The organism is Gemmatimonadales bacterium, assembly GCA_030697825.1.
Classification (GTDB): Bacteria; Gemmatimonadota; Gemmatimonadetes; order Gemmatimonadales; family JACORV01; genus JACORV01.
In genome coordinates this window covers 1-5,237 of the sequence record JAUYOW010000097.1, presented here as the reverse complement: position 1 = coordinate 5,237, position 5,237 = coordinate 1, and the positions used below count along the sequence as shown (strand labels likewise).

Sequence of the window (5,237 nt, the reverse complement as noted above, 5' to 3'; positions counted from 1 at the left end):
GCGCGCCGACCGTCGCGGACTCGCCGACGCCCTTGGCCCCGAGAGGGTGGTGCGGGCACGGCGTCACGGTCTTGTCGGTCTCCCAGTGCGGCGTCTCCATCGCGGTCGGAACGAGATAGTCCATGAAGCTGCCGGCGAGGTTGTTGCCCTGCTCGTCGTAGGTCATCTCCTCGAACAGCGCCGGCGCGAGGCCCTGGGTGAGCCCGCCGTGGATCTGGCCCTCGACGACCATCGGGTTGATGATGTTCCCGCAGTCGTCCACGGCCATGAAGCGACGGACCTTCACCATCCCCGTCCCGCGGTCGATGTCAACCACGCAGATGTAGCTGCCGAAGGGGAAGGTCAAGTTAGGCGGATCGTAGTAAGAGACCGCCTCGAGACCCGGCTCCATGCCCTGCGGGTGGTTAGTGTACGCCGCGAACGCGATCTCCTGGATGGTCTTGGACTTCTGGGGCGCGCCCTTCACCGAGAACTTCCCCACCTCCCATTCGAGGTCGTCTTCGGAGACCTCGAGCAGGTGGGCCGCGATCTTCTTCGCTTTCTCACGGATCTTGCGCGCGGCCATCGCGCCGGCGGCGCCGGCCGTCGGGGTCGAGCGACTGGCGTACGTGCCCAGGCCGTAGGGCGCGGTGTCGGTATCGCCTTCCTCGACCTGGACGTGCGCCGCGGGGATGCCCAGCTCCTCCGCCACGATCTGCGCGTAGGTCGTCTCGTGCGCCTGGCCCTGCGACTTGGTGCCGAAGCGCGCCGTGGCCTTGCCGGTCGGGTGCACCCGGATCTCGGCCGAGTCGAACATCTTGATGCCGAGGATGTCGAAGTCCTTGGACGGCCCGGCGCCGACGATCTCGGTGAAGCTGCAGATGCCGATGCCCATCAACTCGCCACGCTGGCGCTTCTCCGCCTGCTCCTTCCGCAGCGCCGCGTAGCCGATCTTCTCCATCGCGAGCTTGAGCGCGCGGGGATAATCGCCGCTGTCGTACTCCCAGCCCAGCACCGACTGGTACGGGAACTGCTCGGGCTTGATGAAGTTCTTCAGCCTGAGCTCGGCGGGATCCATCTTGAGATTCGCAGCGAGTACGTCGGTGATGCGCTCGATGGCGTGCACCGCCTCGGTGACGCGGAACGAGCAGCGGTAGGCGACGCCACCCGGCGGCTTGTTGGTGTAGGCCGCGTCCACCTCGCAGAACGCCTGCTTCAGGTCGTAGGAGCCGGTGCAGATGGAGAAGAGCCCGGCGGGGAACTTGGACGGGTTGGCCGACGCGTTGGTGTAGCCGTGATCGGCCACCGTCTTGATCCGCAGCGCGGTCATGGTGCCGTCCTTCTTCGCCGCCAGCTCCGCCGTCATGTGGTAGTCGCGCGCGAAGGAATCGGCCTGGAGGTTCTCCATCCGGTCCTCGATCCACTTCACCGGCTTGCCGATGACGACCGAGGCGGCGATCGCGATGACGTAGCCGGGATAGACCGGCACCTTGCCGCCGAACCCGCCGCCGATGTCCGGCGAGATGATGCGGATCTTCTCCTCCGAGAGTCCCACGTGCCCCGCCACGAGCGCCAACACGGTGCGCACCGCGTGCGGCGCCTGGGTGGTCATGTAGACGGTTAGTTTGCCCTCGGCCGGGTGGAAGTAGGCGACGCAGCCGCAGGAATCCATGGACGCGACGGGGATGCGCGGCAGGTAGATGTCCTGCTTCACCACAACCTCGGCCGCGGCGAAGGCCTGGTCGGTCGCCGCGCGGTCGCCCGCCTCCCAGTGGAAGGCGAGGTTGTCCTTCTTGCCCTCCTTGTCGGTGCGCAACACCTGCGCCCCGGGCGCGAGCGACTTGAAGGGGTCCACGATCACGGGAAGCGGCTCATAGTCGACCTCGACCGCCTCCACGCCGTCTGCGGCGGCGTACCGGGACGTCGCGATCACGCCCGCCACCTCCTGCGACTGGTACATCACCTTCTCGACCGGCAGCACCATCTGGGTGTCCGACGAGAGGGTGGGCATCCAGTGCAGGTTGTACCCCTTCAGCGTCTCGCCCGTGATGACGGCGAGCACGCCCGGCACCTTGAGCGCCTTCTCGGTGTTGAGGGATTTGAGCTTCGCGTGGGCGAACGGGCTGCGCACGATGTCGAGGTACAGCATCCCCGGCAGCGTGATGTCGTCCACGTAGTTGCCCTTGCCGCGGATGAAGCGCGGATCCTCCTTGCGCTTGATCGAGTGCCCCATGCCGCCGACTTCGGGTGTGGTCCGGAGTGCCATGGTTCCCCCTTACGCCTTGGCCGCGGCGTACTGCACGGCCTTCACGATGTTCACGTACCCGGTGCAGCGGCACAGATTGCCGGAGATGGCCTGACGGATGGCAGCCTCGTCCGGCTTGGGATTGCGCTTGAGCAGCGCGTAGCTCGTCATCATCATGCCCGGCGTGCAGAAGCCGCACTGCAGGCCGTGCTCCTGCCAGAAGCCGTCCTGGATGGGGTCGAGCTTGCCCCCTTGCTCCAGGCCTTCGACGGTCATCAGCTCATGGCCGTCGGCCTGCACGGCCAGCACGGTGCAGGATTTCACCGGCTCCCCGTCCATCAGCACCGTGCACGCGCCGCAGTGGGTCGTGTCGCACCCGATGTGCGTCCCCGTGAGGCGCAGGTTCTCACGGAGCAGATGGACCAGCAGCAGCCGGGACTCGACCTCCGCTTCGTGGGCGGTCCCGTTCACGCTCACGCGGATCTGGTGCGTCGCCATGGTTATCGTCCCCCCGCCCGCTGCACGGCCCGTTTGAGGGCCCGCGCCGTCATGACGCGCGCCATTTCGCGCTTGTACTCCACCGACCCGCGCCGGTCCGCGCCCGCGGCCGCGGCCTTCGCCGCCAGCCGCGACGCCTCGGCGATCGTCGCGTCGTCCGGCTTCTTCCCCTTGAGATAGTTTTCCGCCTCCCGCGCCTTGACGGGCATCGGGCCCGCGTTGGTGAGGCCGATACCGGCCCGCTCCACCGCGCCGTTCTTGCCGAGGACGACGAACGCGGCGGCGGCCGCCGTGGCGAAGTCGCCGACCTTCCGCTCCAGCTTCTCGTAAGCCCCGCCGGACATGGGCGGCGGCGCCGGGATCCGGATCTCGGTCAGGATCTCGTTAGGCGCCAGGGCCGTCGTGAAGAGCGCCACGAAGAACTGGTCGATCGGGATCACGCGCTCGCCCTTGGGCCCGCGCGCCACGACCTCCGCGCCGACGGCCAGCATCGTGGCGGGATGGTCGTTCGCGGGGTCGCCGTGGGCGAGGTTGCCGCCCACCGTGGCGCGGTTGCGCACCAGCGGGTCGGCGATGACGAGCGCCGTGTCGAGCAGGATCGGGTACTTCGCGCGGATGAGGTCCGAGCGCTCGAGCATCGCCTCGGTCGTGGCTGCGCCGATCTTGAGGACGCCGCCCTCTTCCTTGATGTACGAGAGTCCCTGGATACGGCCGATGTCCACGAGATGGCCGGCCTGGCCCAGACGGAGCTTGAGGAGCGGCAGCAGGCTCTGTCCGCCCGACAGGACCTTGGCGTCCTCGCCGTGGCGGTCCAACAGCGCGAGGGCATCGGCCAACGAGCCGGGGGCATGGTAGTCGAACGCAGCGGGGATCATGACACCTCCTATGAGAACCAGAGCCACCAAATGACGACCATCGCAATGACCACGATCAGCACGACGACCGGGCGGCGTGCCGCGCGGCCGAGGGCACGGACGACGAGCTGGGCGCCGAAGGAGACGGCCTGGATCGGCTCGACCTCGGCGGGCGGGGACGCCGACGCCGGAACGCCCGGCGCCGCGGGTGCGCCACCTGGAGCGCCGGAAACCGCGAGAGCCACCGGCGCGGCCTCAAGCTGCACGCGCATGGCCGCGGCGAACCGCTGGAACATCTGATCGCTGACGTCCTGGATCATCCCACGGCCAAGCTGGGCGAGGATGCCGGTCACGCTGACGTCGGAACGCACGGTCACCTCGGTCGCGCCGCCATCCACCGCTACGAGTCGGCTGCTCAGGCGCAGGTCCGCCCCACCCTTGCCGCGGATGTCTTGCCCGGACGCGACAATGTCCGCCGTTCTGGTGGCGGTGTCCAGTCGCTCGAAAGTGACCTTGCCTTTGTAGCTCGTGGAGACGGGGCCAACCTTCACCGTGATGGTGCCGGCCCAGGTCCTCTCGTCGAGCTGCTCCGTGATCGCCGCCCCCGGCAGGCAGCCGGCGACCCGACGCGGATCCGTGAGCAAGGCCCACACCGCCTCCGGCGGCGCCCGCACCACGAGTTTCTGCTCCAGCTCCATGCCCATCTCAGGCCGCCACCAGCGTCACGAGTCGCTCCAGGGATTCCAGATTGTGGGCGGGCGCCAGCGTGTCCACGTAGGGCAGCGCGGCCGCCATCCCGCGCGCTTCGGGCCGGTAACGCGGGTCGCCCAGCAGCGGATTGAGCCAGATGACCCGCCGCGCCCGCGCGTGCAGGGCGCGCATCGCCCCCACCAGCGGCGCGACGTCCCCGCGGTCCAGGCCGTCGCTGAGGATGACCACCACGGTGCGCGCGTTCACGGCCGCGTCGCCGTACCGCTCGACGAAGTCCGCGAGGCATTCGCCGATCCGGGTCCCTCCCGCCCAATCGGGCACGCCCGCGGCGAGACGGTCCAGCGTCAGACCGATCTTGCCCGGTGAGAGCCACGGCGTGAGGCGGGTGAGCGCGGTGTTGAAGGCGAAGACCTCGGTCCGCTTCGCCACCCTGCTGAGCGAGAGGACGAAGGTCAGCAGGAAGCGGGTGTGCGCCTCCATGGACCCACTGGTATCGCACAGCACGACGAGGCGGGGCTCCTCGATGGCGCGGGTGCGCCGCGCGAGCGTCATCAGCTCGCCGCCGCTGCCCACCGCGCGGCGGAAACTGCGGCGAAGGTCCACCAGGCCGCGCCCGCGGGTGGGCACCAGTCGCCGGCTCCGGCGCGTGGCTAGCGTGAGCGCGAGCCGGGTGAGGAGTCGCTCCATCGCGGCCAGGTCGCGCGCCGAGCACTCGTCGAACGGCTTGCGGCGCAGCAGGGCCTCCGCGCTGTAGCCCGGCACGCCGCCCTCGGGGACCGTGATGGGGCGCTCCGGCTCGAGGGTGGGATTCCCGGGGCCCCAGGCGGCGCGCGGGACCGCGGCCTGGCTGTCGGGACGGCGCTGGGGGGCCACGCTCCGATCGGTCCCATCTTCGAGCCCACTCCGCTCCCGCCACAGACGATCGAACAAGTCCTCGAAGAGGGCGCGAT

The 5,237-nt window shown here is 69.3% G+C and carries 5 protein-coding genes; all 5 read right to left on the bottom strand.

Features of this window, described 5'->3' with window-relative positions:
* The coding region (locus Q8Q85_04840; protein MDP3773574.1) for an aerobic carbon-monoxide dehydrogenase large subunit at positions 1 to 2,245 on the bottom strand (2,245 nt) is incomplete at its 3' end.
* 9 nt (positions 2,246 to 2,254) lie between these two features.
* Complete coding sequence (locus Q8Q85_04835; protein ID MDP3773573.1) at positions 2,255 to 2,722, bottom strand: (2Fe-2S)-binding protein; 468 nt, start codon at positions 2,720 to 2,722, stop codon at positions 2,255 to 2,257.
* A gap of 2 nt (positions 2,723 to 2,724) precedes the next feature.
* A complete protein-coding gene (locus Q8Q85_04830; protein MDP3773572.1) occupies positions 2,725 to 3,597 on the bottom strand; it encodes a xanthine dehydrogenase family protein subunit M in 873 nt (290 codons plus the stop codon).
* A gap of 8 nt (positions 3,598 to 3,605) precedes the next feature.
* Positions 3,606 to 4,274 (bottom strand): SRPBCC family protein, encoded by a 669-nt coding sequence (locus tag Q8Q85_04825; protein MDP3773571.1) that lies wholly within the window; start codon positions 4,272 to 4,274, stop codon positions 3,606 to 3,608.
* Positions 4,275 to 4,281: 7 nt separating this feature from the next.
* The coding region (locus Q8Q85_04820; protein MDP3773570.1) for a VWA domain-containing protein at positions 4,282 to 5,237 on the bottom strand (956 nt) is incomplete at its 5' end.